General features: G+C 57.4%; 15 protein-coding genes. 6 read left to right on the top strand and 9 right to left on the bottom strand.

What is annotated here, in order from left to right; genetic code table 11:
* The first annotated feature begins 97 nt into the window (after positions 1-97).
* From QMK52_RS21190 to QMK52_RS21170, 5 genes are all read left to right on the top strand, one after another.
* The gene (locus QMK52_RS21190; RefSeq protein ID WP_413817823.1) at positions 98-1,273 is read left to right on the top strand and encodes an isochorismate synthase; all 1,176 of its coding nucleotides are present in this window, start codon (positions 98-100) and stop codon (positions 1,271-1,273) included.
* Between the two features lie 27 nt (positions 1,274-1,300).
* A complete protein-coding gene (locus tag QMK52_RS21185; RefSeq protein ID WP_005788360.1) occupies positions 1,301-3,136 on the top strand; it encodes a (2,3-dihydroxybenzoyl)adenylate synthase in 1,836 nt (611 codons plus the stop codon).
* 39 nt (positions 3,137-3,175) lie between these two features.
* The gene (locus QMK52_RS21180; protein ID WP_005788362.1) at positions 3,176-4,399 is read left to right on the top strand and encodes a histidine decarboxylase; all 1,224 of its coding nucleotides are present in this window, start codon (positions 3,176-3,178) and stop codon (positions 4,397-4,399) included.
* Between the two features lie 28 nt (positions 4,400-4,427).
* Positions 4,428-4,760 carry an isochorismate lyase gene (locus QMK52_RS21175; protein ID WP_005788364.1) on the top strand — a complete coding sequence of 111 codons (333 nt, stop codon included), beginning with the start codon at positions 4,428-4,430 and terminating at the stop codon, positions 4,758-4,760.
* A 399-nt stretch (positions 4,761-5,159) separates the two neighbouring features.
* Positions 5,160-6,089 (top strand): LysR family transcriptional regulator, encoded by a 930-nt coding sequence (locus QMK52_RS21170; RefSeq protein ID WP_320403363.1) that lies wholly within the window; start codon positions 5,160-5,162, stop codon positions 6,087-6,089.
* A gap of 48 nt (positions 6,090-6,137) precedes the next feature.
* Here QMK52_RS21170 and QMK52_RS21165 read toward each other — a convergent pair whose 3' ends face one another.
* From QMK52_RS21165 to QMK52_RS21155, 3 genes are read right to left on the bottom strand one after another with little or no spacing between them, the layout of a single operon-like run.
* On the bottom strand, positions 6,138-7,034 hold the full coding sequence (locus QMK52_RS21165; RefSeq protein ID WP_320403362.1) for an alpha/beta hydrolase: 897 nt from the start codon (positions 7,032-7,034) through the stop codon (positions 6,138-6,140).
* Between the two features lie 16 nt (positions 7,035-7,050).
* On the bottom strand, positions 7,051-7,902 hold the full coding sequence (locus QMK52_RS21160) for a LysR family transcriptional regulator (protein WP_194438277.1): 852 nt from the start codon (positions 7,900-7,902) through the stop codon (positions 7,051-7,053).
* A gap of 47 nt (positions 7,903-7,949) precedes the next feature.
* A complete protein-coding gene (locus tag QMK52_RS21155) occupies positions 7,950-8,897 on the bottom strand; it encodes an MBL fold metallo-hydrolase (protein ID WP_005788373.1) in 948 nt (315 codons plus the stop codon).
* Between the two features lie 232 nt (positions 8,898-9,129).
* Between QMK52_RS21155 and QMK52_RS21150 the strand changes: the two genes are divergently transcribed.
* The gene (locus QMK52_RS21150) at positions 9,130-10,767 is read left to right on the top strand and encodes a GMC family oxidoreductase (protein ID WP_320403361.1); all 1,638 of its coding nucleotides are present in this window, start codon (positions 9,130-9,132) and stop codon (positions 10,765-10,767) included.
* 14 nt (positions 10,768-10,781) lie between these two features.
* Here the strand turns inward: QMK52_RS21150 and QMK52_RS21145 are convergent, their stop codons facing one another.
* The 6 genes from QMK52_RS21145 to QMK52_RS21120 all read right to left on the bottom strand — a co-directional run bounded on the left by QMK52_RS21145 (position 10,782) and on the right by QMK52_RS21120 (position 15,255).
* Positions 10,782-12,080, bottom strand: a complete 1,299-nt coding sequence (locus tag QMK52_RS21145; protein WP_194438282.1) for an FAD-dependent oxidoreductase — start codon at positions 12,078-12,080, stop codon at positions 10,782-10,784.
* On the bottom strand, positions 12,077-12,652 hold the full coding sequence (locus tag QMK52_RS21140; protein ID WP_194438284.1) for a c-type cytochrome: 576 nt from the start codon (positions 12,650-12,652) through the stop codon (positions 12,077-12,079). The genes QMK52_RS21145 and QMK52_RS21140 overlap by 4 nt, the downstream gene beginning before the upstream one ends.
* Before the next feature lie 36 nt (positions 12,653-12,688).
* Positions 12,689-13,180 carry a hypothetical protein gene (locus tag QMK52_RS21135; protein ID WP_005788380.1) on the bottom strand — a complete coding sequence of 164 codons (492 nt, stop codon included), beginning with the start codon at positions 13,178-13,180 and terminating at the stop codon, positions 12,689-12,691.
* 53 nt (positions 13,181-13,233) lie between these two features.
* Complete coding sequence (locus QMK52_RS21130; protein ID WP_005788382.1) at positions 13,234-13,842, bottom strand: class I SAM-dependent methyltransferase; 609 nt, start codon at positions 13,840-13,842, stop codon at positions 13,234-13,236.
* Between the two features lie 61 nt (positions 13,843-13,903).
* A complete protein-coding gene (locus tag QMK52_RS21125; protein WP_005788384.1) occupies positions 13,904-14,464 on the bottom strand; it encodes a hypothetical protein in 561 nt (186 codons plus the stop codon).
* Complete coding sequence (locus QMK52_RS21120) at positions 14,461-15,255, bottom strand: hypothetical protein (RefSeq protein WP_320403360.1); 795 nt, start codon at positions 15,253-15,255, stop codon at positions 14,461-14,463. The genes QMK52_RS21125 and QMK52_RS21120 overlap by 4 nt, the downstream gene beginning before the upstream one ends.
* Between the last annotated feature and the right edge of the window lie 19 nt (positions 15,256-15,274).

Below are 15,274 nucleotides of genomic sequence, written 5' to 3'. Positions count from 1 at the left end.
TGACAAATCTAAATGATTAGCGTCACCTATTAAAAACGATAATGATTATATTTCAAGATATAAATTTTCGACCACAAGCCACGGAGGCTTTCTGCAAATGAGAACGAGCACCCTTAGGACGAGCGACATGGATGAGGTGCAACAGCTTGATGCAACGCGGAGTTTTTCATTTACCTCGGGTGATCGTGAGCTAGCCGTCAGCGGCATGTTGCAACGTATCGAAACTCCGGCCATCGCCGGCGAAAACGCCAGCAGCCTGTTTCAAAAAACCGTTTCGCACGCCTTTGAACAAGCGCGCAAAGCTGGCCAGGCCAACCCGATTATCGTCGGTGCCATCCCCTTCGACCCCGCTGAAGCGTCCTGCCTCTACATCCCCGAACACGCCGAGTGGCGCGCCCGCAGCGGTGCCGTGCAAACCGGCGCGGCCTCGATGCCGGAACTGCTTGAACAAAAAAACATACCGGACGAGCAAGGCTTCAAGCGCACGGTCGAACACGCCATCGTCAACTTCCGCCACAGCGACGTGCGCAAGGCAGTGCTCTCGGTGCAGCGCGAATTGCTGTTTGCCCAAGATGTGGACGTGAGCGCCATGCAGAACAATCTGCGGGCCCAGAACCCCGGCGGCTACCACTTTCGCGTACCCATGCCGGACGGCGCCACGCTGATCGGCGTCAGCCCCGAATTGCTGGTGCACAAGGACGGTCTGGACTTCGTGTCCAACCCCCTGGCCGGCTCGGCCAAACGTATGGCTGACCCCGAAGCCGACCGACGTAACGCCGACTGGCTGGCCGCCTCGGAAAAAGACCACTACGAACACCGTCTGGTGACCGAAGACATCGCCTCCCAGCTCAGCGAATTGTGCACGCAACTGAACGTGCCACAGCGCCCTAGCCTGATCAGCACGCCTGCGTTGTGGCACCTCTCCACTCGTATCGAAGGCACCCTGGCCGACCCCGGCATCTCGGCCTTGCAGTTGGCTTGCCGCCTGCACCCAACCCCTGCGGTCTGTGGCTTCCCTACCGAGCGCGCCCGGCACCTGATCCGATTCGTCGAACACGTCGAGCGCGGCCTGTTCACCGGCATGGTCGGCTGGTGCGACGCCCAAGGTAACGGCGAATGGGTCGTGACCATCCGATGCGGCACCATCAAGCGCAACAAGGTCCGCCTGTTCGCCGGCGCCGGCATCGTCGAAGCCTCAAGCCCCGACTCCGAATGGACAGAAGTCCAGACCAAGCTCGGCACCATGCTGCGCGCATGCGGCCTGGCCCACTAACTTCCCCATTTTTCAGCAGTGACCCTCATGACTCTAGAATTCACGCACTGGCCCCTCGAAAGAGCACAACGCTATCGGGAAAACGGCTACTGGATCGATCAACCCCTCACCCACCTGCTTCAGGCCCGCAGCCAAGCACAGCCCCAGGCTTGCGCGATCATTTGCGGCGAGCGTCGCTTCAGTTACGGCGAGCTAGACCAACTGTCCTCCAACCTGGCCTCGCGCCTGGCCGCCAACGGACTTGGCCACGGCGACACCGCGCTGGTGCAACTGCCCAACATCGCCGAGTTCTACATCGTGCTGTTCGCGCTGCTCAAGGCCGGCATCGTGCCGCTCAACGCGCTCTACAGCCATCGCAAACTGGAGCTCAAAAGCTACGCCAAACAAATCACACCAAAGCTGTTGATCGCCTCGCGTGAGCATGAAGTGTTTCGTGATGACGGCTACCTCGCCGACCTCAACGAAGTCGGCGCAAGCCCTCAGGTCACGCTGTTCCTCGGCGAACAGCACTTCCCCAACAACCTGACCGCATGGATTGAAAGCCCAAGCGACAGCCGCGTGGACTTCTCTCCCAGCGCACCAGATGAAGTTGCTCTCTTTCAGTTATCCGGCGGCAGCACCGGCACACCCAAGCTCATCCCACGCACCCACAATGACTACCACTACAATGCCCGCACCAGTGCCGAGGTGTGCGGCCTGAGCGCACAAACACGCTTTTTGTGCGCCCTGCCGGCAGCGCATAACTTCCTGCTCAGCTCGCCGGGCGCCCTGGGCGTATTGTACGCGGGCGGTACCATCATCATGGCGCCGAGCCCAGAACCGCAGACCTGCTTTGCAATGATCCAGCGCCACGAAGTCAACACCGTCGCCCTGGTGCCCAGTGCCGTCGCGTTGTGGCTGCAGGCCGCGCCGCAGCGCACCGAGCAACTGCAATCGCTTGAATTCCTCCAGGTCGGCGGCGCCGTGTTCGCCGACTCGCTGGCCCGCCAGGTGCCCGGGGTGCTCGGCTGCAAACTGCAGCAGGTGTTCGGCATGGCCGAGGGCCTGATCAACTACACTCGCCTGGATGACACCGACGAGCAAATCTTTACCACCCAAGGCCGCCCGATCAGCCCGGGGGACGAAATCAAAATCGTCGATGAACAAGGTGTGCCCGTAGCGGAGGGCGAGCCCGGCATGTTGGCTACCCGCGGCCCCTACACCTTCTGCGGCTACTACCAGAGCCCCGAACAGAATGCTCAAGCCTTCGATAACGAGGGTTACTACTACTCCGGTGACCTGGTGCAAATGACACCCAGCGGTGACTTGCGCGTCGTCGGCCGGGTCAAGGACCAGATCAACCGGGGGGGCGAAAAAGTCGCTTCCGAAGAGATCGAAAACCTCATCGTGTTGCACCCCGAGGTCACCCACGCCGGCCTGGTCGCCATGCCCGACGCCGCACTCGGGGAAAAAAGCTGCGCCTTCGTCGTCTCGTGCAATCCCAACCTCAAGCCGCCCGCCCTGCGCCGCCACCTGATCGAACTGGGCATCGCCGAATACAAACTGCCCGACCGCATCCGGCTGATCGACACCATGCCGCTCACCGCCGTGGGCAAGATCGACAAGAAACAGCTGCGCCATCTGCTGACGGCGGAAACCACCCGCGCCTGGCTCAAAACCCGCGTGTTGCAATTGATCGAAGACGGTGAAGAGCTGGACCCCGAGGAAAACCTGATTTTCTACGGCCTCGACTCCCTGCAAGTGATGAAACTCGCCGCCGAACTCAAGGAGCGTGGAATCGCCGTCACCTTTGAAGAACTGGCCGACTCGCCCACGCTCGCCAGTTGGTGGTCGCTGGTGGACACGCGGAAAACAGCGGCCTGACCGGGCCGCTTCGCCCAGTCGATTTAAAAGGAGTTAGAGATGACTTTATCCACGGCCGACCAAAGCAGGCTTGAACACTTCTGGCAGCACTGCGTGACCCATCAGTACTTCAACATCGGCTACCCCGAATCCGCCGATTTCGATTACTCCCAGTTGCACCGTTTCCTGCAGTTTTCGATCAACAATTGCGGGGACTGGAACGAGTACAGCAACTATGTGCTGAACTCGTTCGACTTCGAAAAGGACGTGATGACTTACTTCTCCGAGCTGTTCGACATTGCGCTCGAAGACAGCTGGGGCTACGTCACCAATGGCGGCACCGAAGGCAATATGTTCGGCTGCTACCTGGCCCGCGAACTGTTCCCTGACGGCACCCTGTATTACTCCAAGGACACCCACTACTCAGTGGCCAAGATCGTCAAGCTGCTGCGCATCAAATGCCGTGCCGTCGAATCCCTGCCCAACGGCGAGATCGACTACGACGACCTGATGCTCAAGATCGCCGCCGACCAGGAGCGTCACCCGATCATCTTCGCCAATATCGGCACGACGATGCGTGGCGCGGTGGACAACATCGCGACCATCCAACAACGGCTGCAACTGGCGGGCATTGCCCGGCGTGACTATTACCTGCATGCCGACGCGGCACTGAGCGGGATGATCCTGCCCTTCGTCGACCACCCACAACCTTTCACGTTTGCCGACGGCATCGATTCGATCTGCGTGTCCGGGCACAAGATGATTGGTTCGCCGATCCCATGCGGCATCGTGGTGGCCAAGCGCAAGAACGTGGCGCGCATCTCCGTGCAAGTCGACTACATCCTGGCCCATGACAAAACCATCAGCGGCTCACGCAATGGCCACACGCCGCTGATGATGTGGGCGGCACTGCGCAGCCACTCGTTCGCCGACTGGCGCCAGCGTATCCGCCACTGTCTGGACCAGGCGCAATATGCCGTGGATCGCTTCCAGGCAGCCGGCATCGATGCATGGCGCAACGAGAACTCCATCACCGTGGTGTTTCCCTGCCCGTCAGAAGGGATCGCGAAAAAGTATTGCCTGGCCACCTCTGGCGACACCGCGCACTTGATCACCACGCCTCATCATCACGACAACTGCATGATCGATGCCTTGATTGATGAGGTCATCGCCGAGTGTGACACCGACGCCTGGAGCATTGGCGCCGCCCGTGCTCATCAAGACACCCATGAGCGCCCCCCTGCCACTGCCCGGCTGGCATGCCCACGCTTCGACGTAATCTGAAACCGAACCCCTATTAGAGACAAACACCATGTCGTCACTGAAAGTACCCGAGGCGTGCGAAAGCCTCACCGACATCCGCGCTGGCATCGACTTTTTCGACCGTCAGATCCTTCAGTCACTGCAACAGCGCTTGGGTTACGTGAAAGCCGCCGTGCGCTTCAAGGCCAACGAACAAGCGATCCCCGCGCCGGAACGGGTTGCGGCGATGCTGCAGGACCGCCGCGAGTGGGCCGTCGAGACCGGGTTCGATGTGGATTTTGTGGAAAAACTCTACGAGCACATCATTTATTGGAACATCCAACAGCAAATTTCCCATTGGCAGGCGCTTTATCCGCAGCGAAGTATCGAAAACACCCGCTAAAGCGTCGAAAGGCCCGCCCATTTAAGTCCACCCGCTTTGACTTAATGGCCAACGCCAACACGTCCTCAAGAATCGATGAACAATCGCGCTGATTCGAGAGCGATCAGTGAGCAATCTCGGGCCCATGAGCTGCTTATGAACATCTGGCATCGCCCACTTTTAAACGAGGTGCTATGTCAGATGTTCAATTCAGGGCTGCTGTCTCGCGAACCCAGTGTGCATGAGATCCAAAGCCCCGTTCACTGTCTGCCTCGCTATTTCCAGATCATTTCCTGGATCACGTCTCGTCATCAGGGACACCTGCGCACTCATAACACTTACAGGTAGGTCGGGTTCAAAGTGCGGTACTCTTTCCTGAAAACCGTAGGTGCGCCCAATGGCACAGCAACAGGAGCGACCGTGAACAAGTTGGCTGAAATGCAGTGCTTCGTGGTAATCGTTGATACCGGCAGTATTTCAGAAGCCGCAAGGCGTCTTGGAACAGCCAAGTCGGTGGTCAGCCAGCGTATCCGGCAGTTGGAAAAACGCCTTGGCATTATTCTTTTCGATCGAGGTCGCCAAGTAAGCCCGACTGAGGCGGGAAAAGTGTTTTATCAGCACTGCGTACGTATCCTTGCAGATGTTGAGCACGCCGAAGAAGCCATTCTTGCGTTCAAGTCAGAATTAAGCGGCAACCTGCGTTTGTCGGCACCGATGGCGTTCAGCAGCCGTTATCTGACGCAGATTCTTTCGTCTTTTGCACTGCGCTACCCGTCGTTGCGCCTGGATATTGAATATGATGACCGTTATGTGAATTTACAGGAGGAGAACTTTGATGCTGCGATTCGCATTGGTGAATTGCCTGACTCCTCCCTGGTCGCCAGAAGCATTGCTGGAAACCGCCATCTCATCTGTGCAAGTCCTGGGTATATAGCCACTCATGGTGCGCCGCAAACGCCCGAGGAGCTGGCCGAGCACCATGCCCTGCTGTATGTGCATCGTGAGCCTCACGGCATGTGGGCATTGCCGGTAGGTAACTTGACAGAGTCTTTCCGGGTTCGAAGCCGGATGCGCACAAACAATGGATTTCAATTGCTGGAGGGGGCAAAAGCTGGCATGGGGCTGGCGATATTGCCTACGTTCCTTGCCGTGGATGCAATCGTTGCCGGTGAGCTACAGATCGTGTTGACTTCTTACGAGCCTCGGGGCGGTAACATATCGCTGGTTTATCGCCAGTCTCAGCGCACCTCGCCCAAGATGGAGGCCTTGTCGAACTTTCTGATCGAACAGATTGGCAGTCCTCCTATATGGGAACAGCAACTGACGGCTTATCTGGAAACCGTCAGTTGACTGTGCGCAAAGCCCGAGATCTTCGTTTGCTTTGAAGGCCTGGTCATGTCAGGTGTTGAGGTGTTGATTGAACCAGCTGGCAGCGGCTTCACTGGTAACCTTGAAGTTTTCAACATAGGGGGTGAAGTGCCCTCCTTTGATCATCACAAGCTTCTTTGGCTCCAGTGCTTTTTCATAAGCCGCGAGGCATATATCCGTGGCGGTCAAAAGATCGTTATCCCCCACAATCATCAGGAACGGTGTTGGGCTGATACGCGAAATAAAATGACCAGGTTCGTTCTCCCGGAACAACTCGGTGCTCCTCAAGGTCACCTCATTCTTCCAGTTCGGCGCAAACGACCTAGTGTTCATGAAGAACTCATAACTATCTGCTCCTACCATGGCACAGGCAACGCTCGGGTCATCGGACACGGCCGCAATGCTTGCGGGTTGTGCACCTGCAAAACGGGCCTGCCGGTCATTGTCATAGCGAGCAAGCATGGCAGGCACGAGGTCCGAGCGTAGCCGGCGCTTCGCCGATTCATAGCCACTGATCGAGGGAACCTGAGCAACAACGCATTTTACGCGACGATCAATTGCAGCAACTTCTATGACATGTCCGCCGCTCAGACTTGTTCCCCAGATGCCAATTCGCTGTGGATCAATGCCTGGAAGTGATTGCACAAAGGTAATGGCGTCGCGATAGCCACGACGTTGCAAGACAGGGTCCATCTCCTGCCGTGGCGTGCCTTCACTGTCACCAAAGTTTGCATGGTCATAGACCAGTACATGAAAACCTTGCGAACAGAACACCTCCGCATATTTATCAAGGTATTGTTCCTTGACCGATGTAAAACCATGCGCCATGACAATAGCGGGTGTTGCAGACGAGGTGTTTTCTGGCTCATAAAGCCAGCCCTTTAATAGAGTTCCCTCGGAAACAAAACTGATGTTGCTGCGTTTCATAACATCCTCACCATATTCAAACTATTACCTGCGCACTCAAGAGTGCGCGCACAATCGCCTTTAATCGTGGTACATCACGCAAATCACGATGGTAACCAAGCCAGAGTTCTCGACCTGGTGGAGACGCTTGCAGATCAATCACTTTAAGCCCCGGGATTTTTTGCCCCACGACCACGGGCAATACCGCGAGTCCTAGCCCTGCCGCGCATAACTGCGCCTGAATGATCCGATCATTACTGCGTTGCATGACGGACGCTTCGGGTAGCAATTGCTGTAGCCATGCCACATCCGGAAAATGGTTGAGGTCTGCATTCATCAGAATCAGGTTGACCCCCTCCCCTGTACCGCTGGCGACGCTGTAGTTCTGCGCCGCGTACACGGCATATCGAACGTCCATCAATTTGCGCTGAACGATATCCGGTTGGTCGAAGGGAACATTTCTAAGTGCAACGTCGGCTTCACGTCTCGATAAGTCGAGCATGCGCGGCGAAGTAAGGATTTCCACTCGAATGTTCGGATGCTTGCGCGCGAAGCTCACCATCAAGTCAGGCATTACATAACCAGCGAACCACTCCGGACAGGTAATTCTTATTCCGCCCTCAAGGTGCTCATCATGGATTGCCATCTTGCGATTTAGCGCCAAAGCGCTTTGTTCCATGCTTTCTGCCAAATCGAGAATGGATTCGCCTTCGGCCGTGATCACCAGCCCCTCCCCGGTGCGCTGGAACAATTTTTGGCCCAACGCTTCTTCCAGGGCCTGCACACGGCGACTCACCGTAGGTCGGCTGACCCTCAGTTGCGTTGCTGCATCGGCATAGGTTCCAGCGCGCACAACGGCAAGAAAGACCTTAACATCGCCCCACTCCATATGAATGCTCCTTGTCTTCAGTGCCGTTGCGCTTAATCACTCAGCACTCATTTCTGAACGGGCTGCCAGAGGTAGTCTTCGCCCTTCTTTGCCACCTTGCCAATACCAGGGAAATCAATGTGGGCGTCGGCAACCCAGTATCGTTCAGTGGATGTGGCGGCATCTTCCAGCGCCGCCTTACGGGTACTGATTGCCTGACTTGGGGTACTGTCGTAGATGACGGTGACTTGCGGTTCAGGGAATTGAACCGGTTGCACATGGATTACATCGCCCCAGAACAGCAATTGGTCCCCTCCTTCACTGACCTTGAACCCAGTATGCCCCGGGGTATGCCCGCGTAAATCGATGGCTTCAATGCCCGCAAAAAGCTTGTCCCCCCATTTGAAGGTCCTGACACGACCGGCGTCCTGGTAAGGTTTGAGATAACGTTTGACTGCAGAGAATGCTTCAGGCTTGTCCTCTTTGCCCAACGCAATGGAGGCGTCCGACATCCAGTAGTTCAACTCATTGTCATTGACCTCAACTACCGCATTCTTGAACGTGCGTTGCTGCCCGTTCAACAACCCTCCGATATGATCGGCATGCAAGTGCGTCATCAGTACCACATCGATCTGATCGGCGCTGTAGCCCGCGGCCTTCATGCTTTCCAGCAGGCGGCCGGCAGTGCTTCCGGTCAGTTCGCCACCGCCGGTGTCTACCAGGATTTTCTTGTCCCCTGTATCGACCAGATAAACATTGACGGACATGCGCGCATCTTTATCCAGCCCTGCCTGTTCAAGCAGCGTACTTATGCGGGCACCATCGCCCCCTTCAAGGATCTTGACCATATCGGCAGGGAGGTAGCCGTCATAGAGGGCAACCACCTTGAACTTGCCGACATTCATCGAGTAACTGGCCTGGGCGTCGGGCAGCGCAGATGCGAACACACTATTGGAGATAGACAGTGCGAATGCGAACGGCAGTACTGCTGAGTAAATGGATTTGAATAGCTTCATTGTGTGGTTCCTGAAGTAGGTTGTGTTGCACACACTGTCCTCGATTGAACCCACTGAAATAAACATTTTTGTGTGAAATCCGGGCGTACAAAAATGTACGTCGGTTGCGCAGCTGTTCGTTCGCCAAATACGAAATGTCGATTCGCTTTTTGCAGGCTTATTAAGCAGGCGAGCTCGGCTTTATCGTTCCCTCTGCACGCATCTGACCTCACCTTCAACAGGAAGAAAATGCATGAGAGAAACTATCGGTAATCCCTCAAGAAGGACTCTATTGGCAAGCGGTGTTGCAGTCGCCGCGACCCTGGCAGCAGGCAGTGGGCTGACCAGTGTTTACGCTGCCGGCGAGTCTCATACCAAAGACTCGGACGCAAGCTCGCGCGTGGATGTAATCATTGTGGGGGGCGGATCTGCTGGTGCGGTATTGGCCCGGCGCTTGAGTGAGAACAGCAACCGTCGGGTACTGCTGCTTGAGGCGGGTCACAGTTACGGTCCGCAAGGTTATCCGGAAATTGTCGCCAACAGCGACATTGTCGGAGCCAATGCCAACCCTGAGTTCGAATGGGGTTACAAGACTCAGCCAGGTTACGTCGGTCACCCTATTGGGGCGCTGCGTGGCAAGGTACTGGGAGGCAGTTCGGCTATCAATGGGGCGGTGGCGATCCGTGCACGCGACACCGACTTCAAGCGCTGGAACTTGCCCGGATGGAGTTATGAAGAGATGCTGCCTTCATTCAAGAAACTTGAAACCCGCAGCGGCGGCGACGCTACTTTGCACGGCCACGAAGGACCGCTTCCAGTACACCAACTCAAGCGCGCAGACGTAACGCCAATGCAGCAGGCGTTCATGGATGCGACGTTGGCCAACGGATTCAAAATCATCAACGATTTCGATGGGGCCGACGCTGACGGTGTGGGGCCCTACCCGATGAACATCGTCAATGGCGTGCGCATCAATACCGGCATGGCATATTTGAACGATGAGGTCCGCGCGCGCAAAAACCTTGTAATCCGCCCAGATAGTTTGGTGGACAAGGTGCTTTTCGAAGGCAATCGTGCAATTGGCGTACGGTTGGCCGATGGCGAGACGTTGCACGCCGGCGAAGTGATCCTGTCGGCCGGAACCTATGGCAGTGCGGCCATCCTGCTGCGCTCCGGTGTCGGGCCTAAAGCTGACTTGCAGGCGTTGAACATCGAGCAAGTGGTGGAGTTACCCGTTGGCCAGCACTTGATGGATCACCCCTTCTATTACAATGCCTACGCAGCCCGGCCCGAACTGATCGGCCGACAGTCACCTGCCATTGGTGCCAAGTTGTGGACCCATAGCAGCAGCGCCAGTCATGGCGATCTTGATCTGCACATCACGGCAACCCATCTGTTCCCGCACGACCAGAGCCCGACCAAGGTGGGGTTTGTACTCGCTGTTGCCCTGACCCGCCCCATGTCCCAAGGCACACTGACCCTGGCCAGCCGTGATCCATTTGTTGCGCCGCGCATCGACTTGAATTTCCTCGCAAGGCAAGAAGACCGCCAGCGTCTGCTGGAGGGTATTCGGTTGGCTCGCAAGATCGGTAACACCACACCGTTGCGGGAGTTGATTCACTCGGAGCTCAATCCTGGCAAAGGCAACGACTCGGACGAAGCCCTGCTCGCCAGCGCGCGGTCCAGCCTCGATACCTATCACCATCCCACTTCATCTGCGCCCATGGGGCGTCCAGGCGATGCGCGCGCCGTGGTGGATTTGAATGCACGGCCATTTGGCCTGCAAGCTTTGCGGATAGTCGATGCGTCCATCTTTCCGGATGTGCCCTCGGTAGCCACCAATATCACCGTAATTGCCCTTGCCGAGAAAATCGCCGGCCAGTACGCATGACTCGCGAGACCACACTAACCAAACGCCTCTTTGACCAAGCTGTCGAACATGCTGTAGGCCGACAGCGCTTCACGACGATAATCCTCGTCGTTGGCGTCCAGGGGGGTGACCCGTAGGGTTTGGATCTCGATGAGATTGCGGGTTGCGTCATGCTGGTAGTGAAGCAGCACCGAGATACCGTAGTTGTCAGCACACAGGCTGTAGCAGACATTCATGTATTGCGGCTTGAGCAACGCCAGGCCGTGCATCTGGCTATGGATGGCCAATGCACAGACTCTGGCCTGACAGGTCGCGGCGAAGGCTGACTTGGGTAGTTTCTCGGCGTAGGCAGCGTCGCCGATCACATGCACATCCGGTACCAACAAGGATTCCAGGGTCTGGGTGTTGACTGGACACCAGCCATGTTCGGCAGCAAGGCCGTTGCACCGTGAAAAATCATCAGCCTGCTGGGGCGCGATAATGTTGATCACTTGGCCACTGACCGGCCCTCCCTCCGTCAGCAACTGTCCTTTGGCTTCGTCGAAACCTTGCACGGTGCCTCCCTGCAAGGCGCCGATCCACTGGATGTTGGCCTGCTCGCTACCATAGCCATAGAAGCGTTTCCAAGCCTGCTCGAATTGCGCTTGCTTGGCGAACCGCGGCTTGGCATCCAGAATGATCACGCGTGAATCGGGCTTGTGGGTCTTGAGATAATCGGCAATCAGGCTAGCCCGTTCATATGGACCGGGCGGGCAGCGGTAATCGTCCACAGGTACCGAGATCAACACATTGCCGCCGTTGGGCATAGCCTCCAGTTGCTGCCGGAGAAGACGCAGTTGTTCGCCGCCGCCCCAGGCATGAGGTACACGACGGGCCACCGCCTCGCTGTAACCGGCGATGCTTTCGTACTTGTAGCCAATGCCCGTCGCAACTACGCAGCGGTCATAACCAAGTACCGAACCATCGACAAGAATGACCTGCTTTCGCTTGGCATCAATCGAGCGCGCCCTCTGATGCACCACCTCGATGCCCTCGGCGCGTAACTGCGCGTACCCGAAGATCAGGGTTTCTTCGTCCCGCTTGCCTACCAGGTACTCAACCCCCAGTGGACAGCAATGATACTGCGGGCTGGGCTCGACCAAAGTGATACCGACGCTGCTATCCAGGCGCCTGAGCGTACGAGCGAAAGTTGCGCCGGCAAAGCCGCCGCCGATCACCACTACGGCATAAGATGAGGCCGTCAGGTGCCCCATCGGCGTGGCCAGCGTCTGGATTGAGGAAGCGCCGATACCAGTGGCCAGCCACTTGAGCAGCAGTCTTCGTTGTCGGTTCATCGGCATAGAGCCTCCCGCGCGCAACCTTGCAGGTAACCCAGCAACTCTTGTAATTCCTCGCCTTTGAGGGCAGACATCGCGCTGGCCATTTCCTCCGGAACCGTTCGTTCGCCCGTGGCCATATCCTTCAGCACTCCTTCCATATATCGCGCATTTTGTCCTTTTACATACGGCGTATCCGCCTGCTTGTCATGGCAACTGGAACAGTGTTGAGCGTACAACTGCTCCCCTTGGCCGGGTGCCTGGGACGGCGGCGCCCCCAGCAAGACTTTCGGCAGACCGCTGTAATACTTGGCGAACTGCCTGAGTGTCCGGTCGTCGTACCCTTCCATCGCCCGGTTCATGATGGTGCCTTTGAGAGTGCCATCGCGATAAGCGGCGAGGGTCTTGTACAAGTAGGCCTCGGGCTGGCCGGCCAGCGAAGGAATCGCCCCGGGCGTGCGTTGCCCCTCAAAGCCGTGGCAATTGATACAACCGTTGCTCAACATGAAGGGCTCGCCACGACTGCTGGCTTGCAGACCGGGCACCGCAAAAACCAGGACGATAAACAACGACCCGATGACCACGCGCATAGGCAGGACTCTCTCTGTGCTTTATATCGGCCGTTTTTACTCAGTGAGCACATTGCTCATGTACACCTTGGTATGACGCAGGTACTCCTTGGGAATGTGGTAACCGCCGTAGGCTTTCACATGGCCGTCGATATAGCCGCTCATGGCCTCGCGTGAAGCAAATATTTGCTTGGCCCGCTCGAAGGCCACCGCATCGCGGTAGATCATCAGGTGGATCAGCGGCTCGCCCAGTTCGGTGGGGATGAGGTTGATCACCTTGACCCCTTCCTTCGATTTGCCGGCATAAGTTTGCATGTACGCAGCCTGCGAGGTGACGAAGGTATTCAGGAACGCCTCCTCCTGTCCCTTGGGTGGCTCAAATATGATGGTCATGGCCTTGCTGGTGGAAGCTGCAGCCGCAGTTGTCGGGGGCTGAGTCTGAGCCCATGTTTGGCTGCCAAAAAACCACAGAAAGCTGACCAGGCCAAGACGTGCTGTAAGTTTGTTCATCACGATCACCGTTATTGTTACTGATGGCTTATTTTTCATGTTGGGCCAGGCTCCTCCGGCGAGCCGGCCCGATGGCGGACACGAGGCTTTTCCTATTTGTGCAACACAACTGAAATCATTCGCCCGTCCAACTCCGCCGTGGGGTCGGCTGTATCCCTGGGGGCAACCTGCACCGAGCTGATTTCCACGCGGCGATAGTGTTCGAACATCACGCGCTGGTACTCCAGCGGCAGCAAGGGCCGGATGCAGAACAGGGCCAAGCGTCCGCCATCGTCGAGCAGCGATTGTGCGGCGAACTTGAGGAACTGGAGGTTCTCGTCGTCAACCGCAGCCATGTCATCGGCGAACGGATCGAAGAAGATCGCCGAATAGCGCTGGGTGGGTAGCTGCTGCCAATAACCTGGGTGCAACTGTATGTTCGTGCGCATGCCCTTCCAGCGCTCAGCCTGGAGCAGCACTTGGGGGTGGGGTTCGACAATCGTGTGGGACACCGGGCCGAACTCCTGCAGAATACTGGCCGAGATGCCCATGCCGAAGCCGATTTCCAGTAGACGGTCATCAGGCGTGAGTTTGAGGTCCTCGACCATCCTGCGGATCAGTGGCCTCTCCCATTCATGCATGACGTACTCATCGCCGATGCGCAGCGAATCACCGGTGTAAACCGCTTCTGTCGCCAAATATTCCTTGCGTTGCGGGTCCATGAACACTCCTTTTCACTTCACTCAAGGGAGGATCGGCAATCACGCCAACAGGGCGGTAGCGTCACCTCACCAGTTTCAATTCCGGCCTGCCGACGAAGGCTTGCGCCGGCGTTACATTTGATTTCAGCAACAGGGTCTGGAACCCGCCTTTGAATGGAACCCTGGCAAGGACCGCGATGCTCAGTTCTTCGAGGTACAGAGAAAAGCCTTGGAGCGTCTGCAGGGATAGCCCGGCAAGTACGGCGTATGCAATTTCCAGCAGCAACTGGTCGAGATAGATCACCAGAGTGCTTTCGCTGTGTCGGCAAAAAATCGCTTCCAGTTCGATGGCAAATGCATGATAGAGCGTGCTCAGGCTCAGGCTGCCGTTGCGACCGGCATAGGGATCGAACAACCAGTCCATCTTGCGGGCCCCATGCACCTGCTGCGGATCGTAGAAATCCTGCTCGAAGACCTGGGTCTGGATCTCCAGACTGTCAGCCAGTGCCAGGACCGGGGCATAGCAGGCTGAGCGGCCGGACATCACTAGCAGGTTGTCATGTGCCCGATGCAACGTTTGCAGGTGGTCTTGCAATAACGCCTCGTCGACCTGCCGCGCACAGCGCATCAGAATCACGTTCATCTCATGGAACTCCTGAAACCAGCCTCGCAAGCCGCCAATGCCTCGATATGCCGTGTACGGGTAGCTCCGACAATACAAGCATCGACCTGGCGATGATGAAAGGCGTAGTCCAGCGCAGGCTCCAAAGGAATATCGCCGCCCGCCAGACAATGCACTGCGTAAAGCCGGGACCGGGCCTTGATCTGATGTAGATAGCCCGCGTAGCTCGCGCATTGCATATTCAAGAGGTTGACTGGCACCGCAGCGCCGGCGAACGGCCGTTCTTTCAACACCTGCAGGAAGCCGGCGCTGGGATGGAACCCCAGGAGAATCCGCGAGGCCGCCGGAATGGCCGCCTCCATCTGTCGCAGGATCGCCTCAAGCAGCGCGTATTGCTGTTGCGCCAGTAGTATGTCCAGCCAGTCGCCACCCAAGGTCACCAAACCAGGCTGGCAGCACCGGATGATTTCGAGGTCTTCGGCTATTTGTTGCGCATCGGCGGTGAAGGTATAGCCAAGTGCAGTGTAGTAGTACGCCGGGGCTGCCTGGACCTGACGGACACTGACGCCCTGCCCTGTTGCCTGCTCGGTCACCCGCAGAAGAAACCGCGAATGATAGATATGCCGCGTTCGTGGGCCGCCGGCCAAGGCATTACTGACGGCCTTGGCTGTGGGCCAGTCGCCGCTGGCCATGCCCAGGTTGGAACTGGCCAATACCCGGCGCGCGATCTCCTTGACCTGCTGCGCCGAGTAGGGGCTGCCGTAACGTTTGAGAAACCCCCGGTCACCCAGGTACAGAATCGGCTCATCCATGAGTACTTCCTTGCGGCGG

Source organism: Pseudomonas sp. P9_2 (assembly GCF_034008255.1).
GTDB lineage: Bacteria > Pseudomonadota > Gammaproteobacteria > Pseudomonadales > Pseudomonadaceae > Aquipseudomonas > Aquipseudomonas synxantha_A.
The sequence above is the reverse complement of the archived record's forward strand: the minus strand, read 5'-3'. Positions and strand labels throughout refer to the sequence as shown.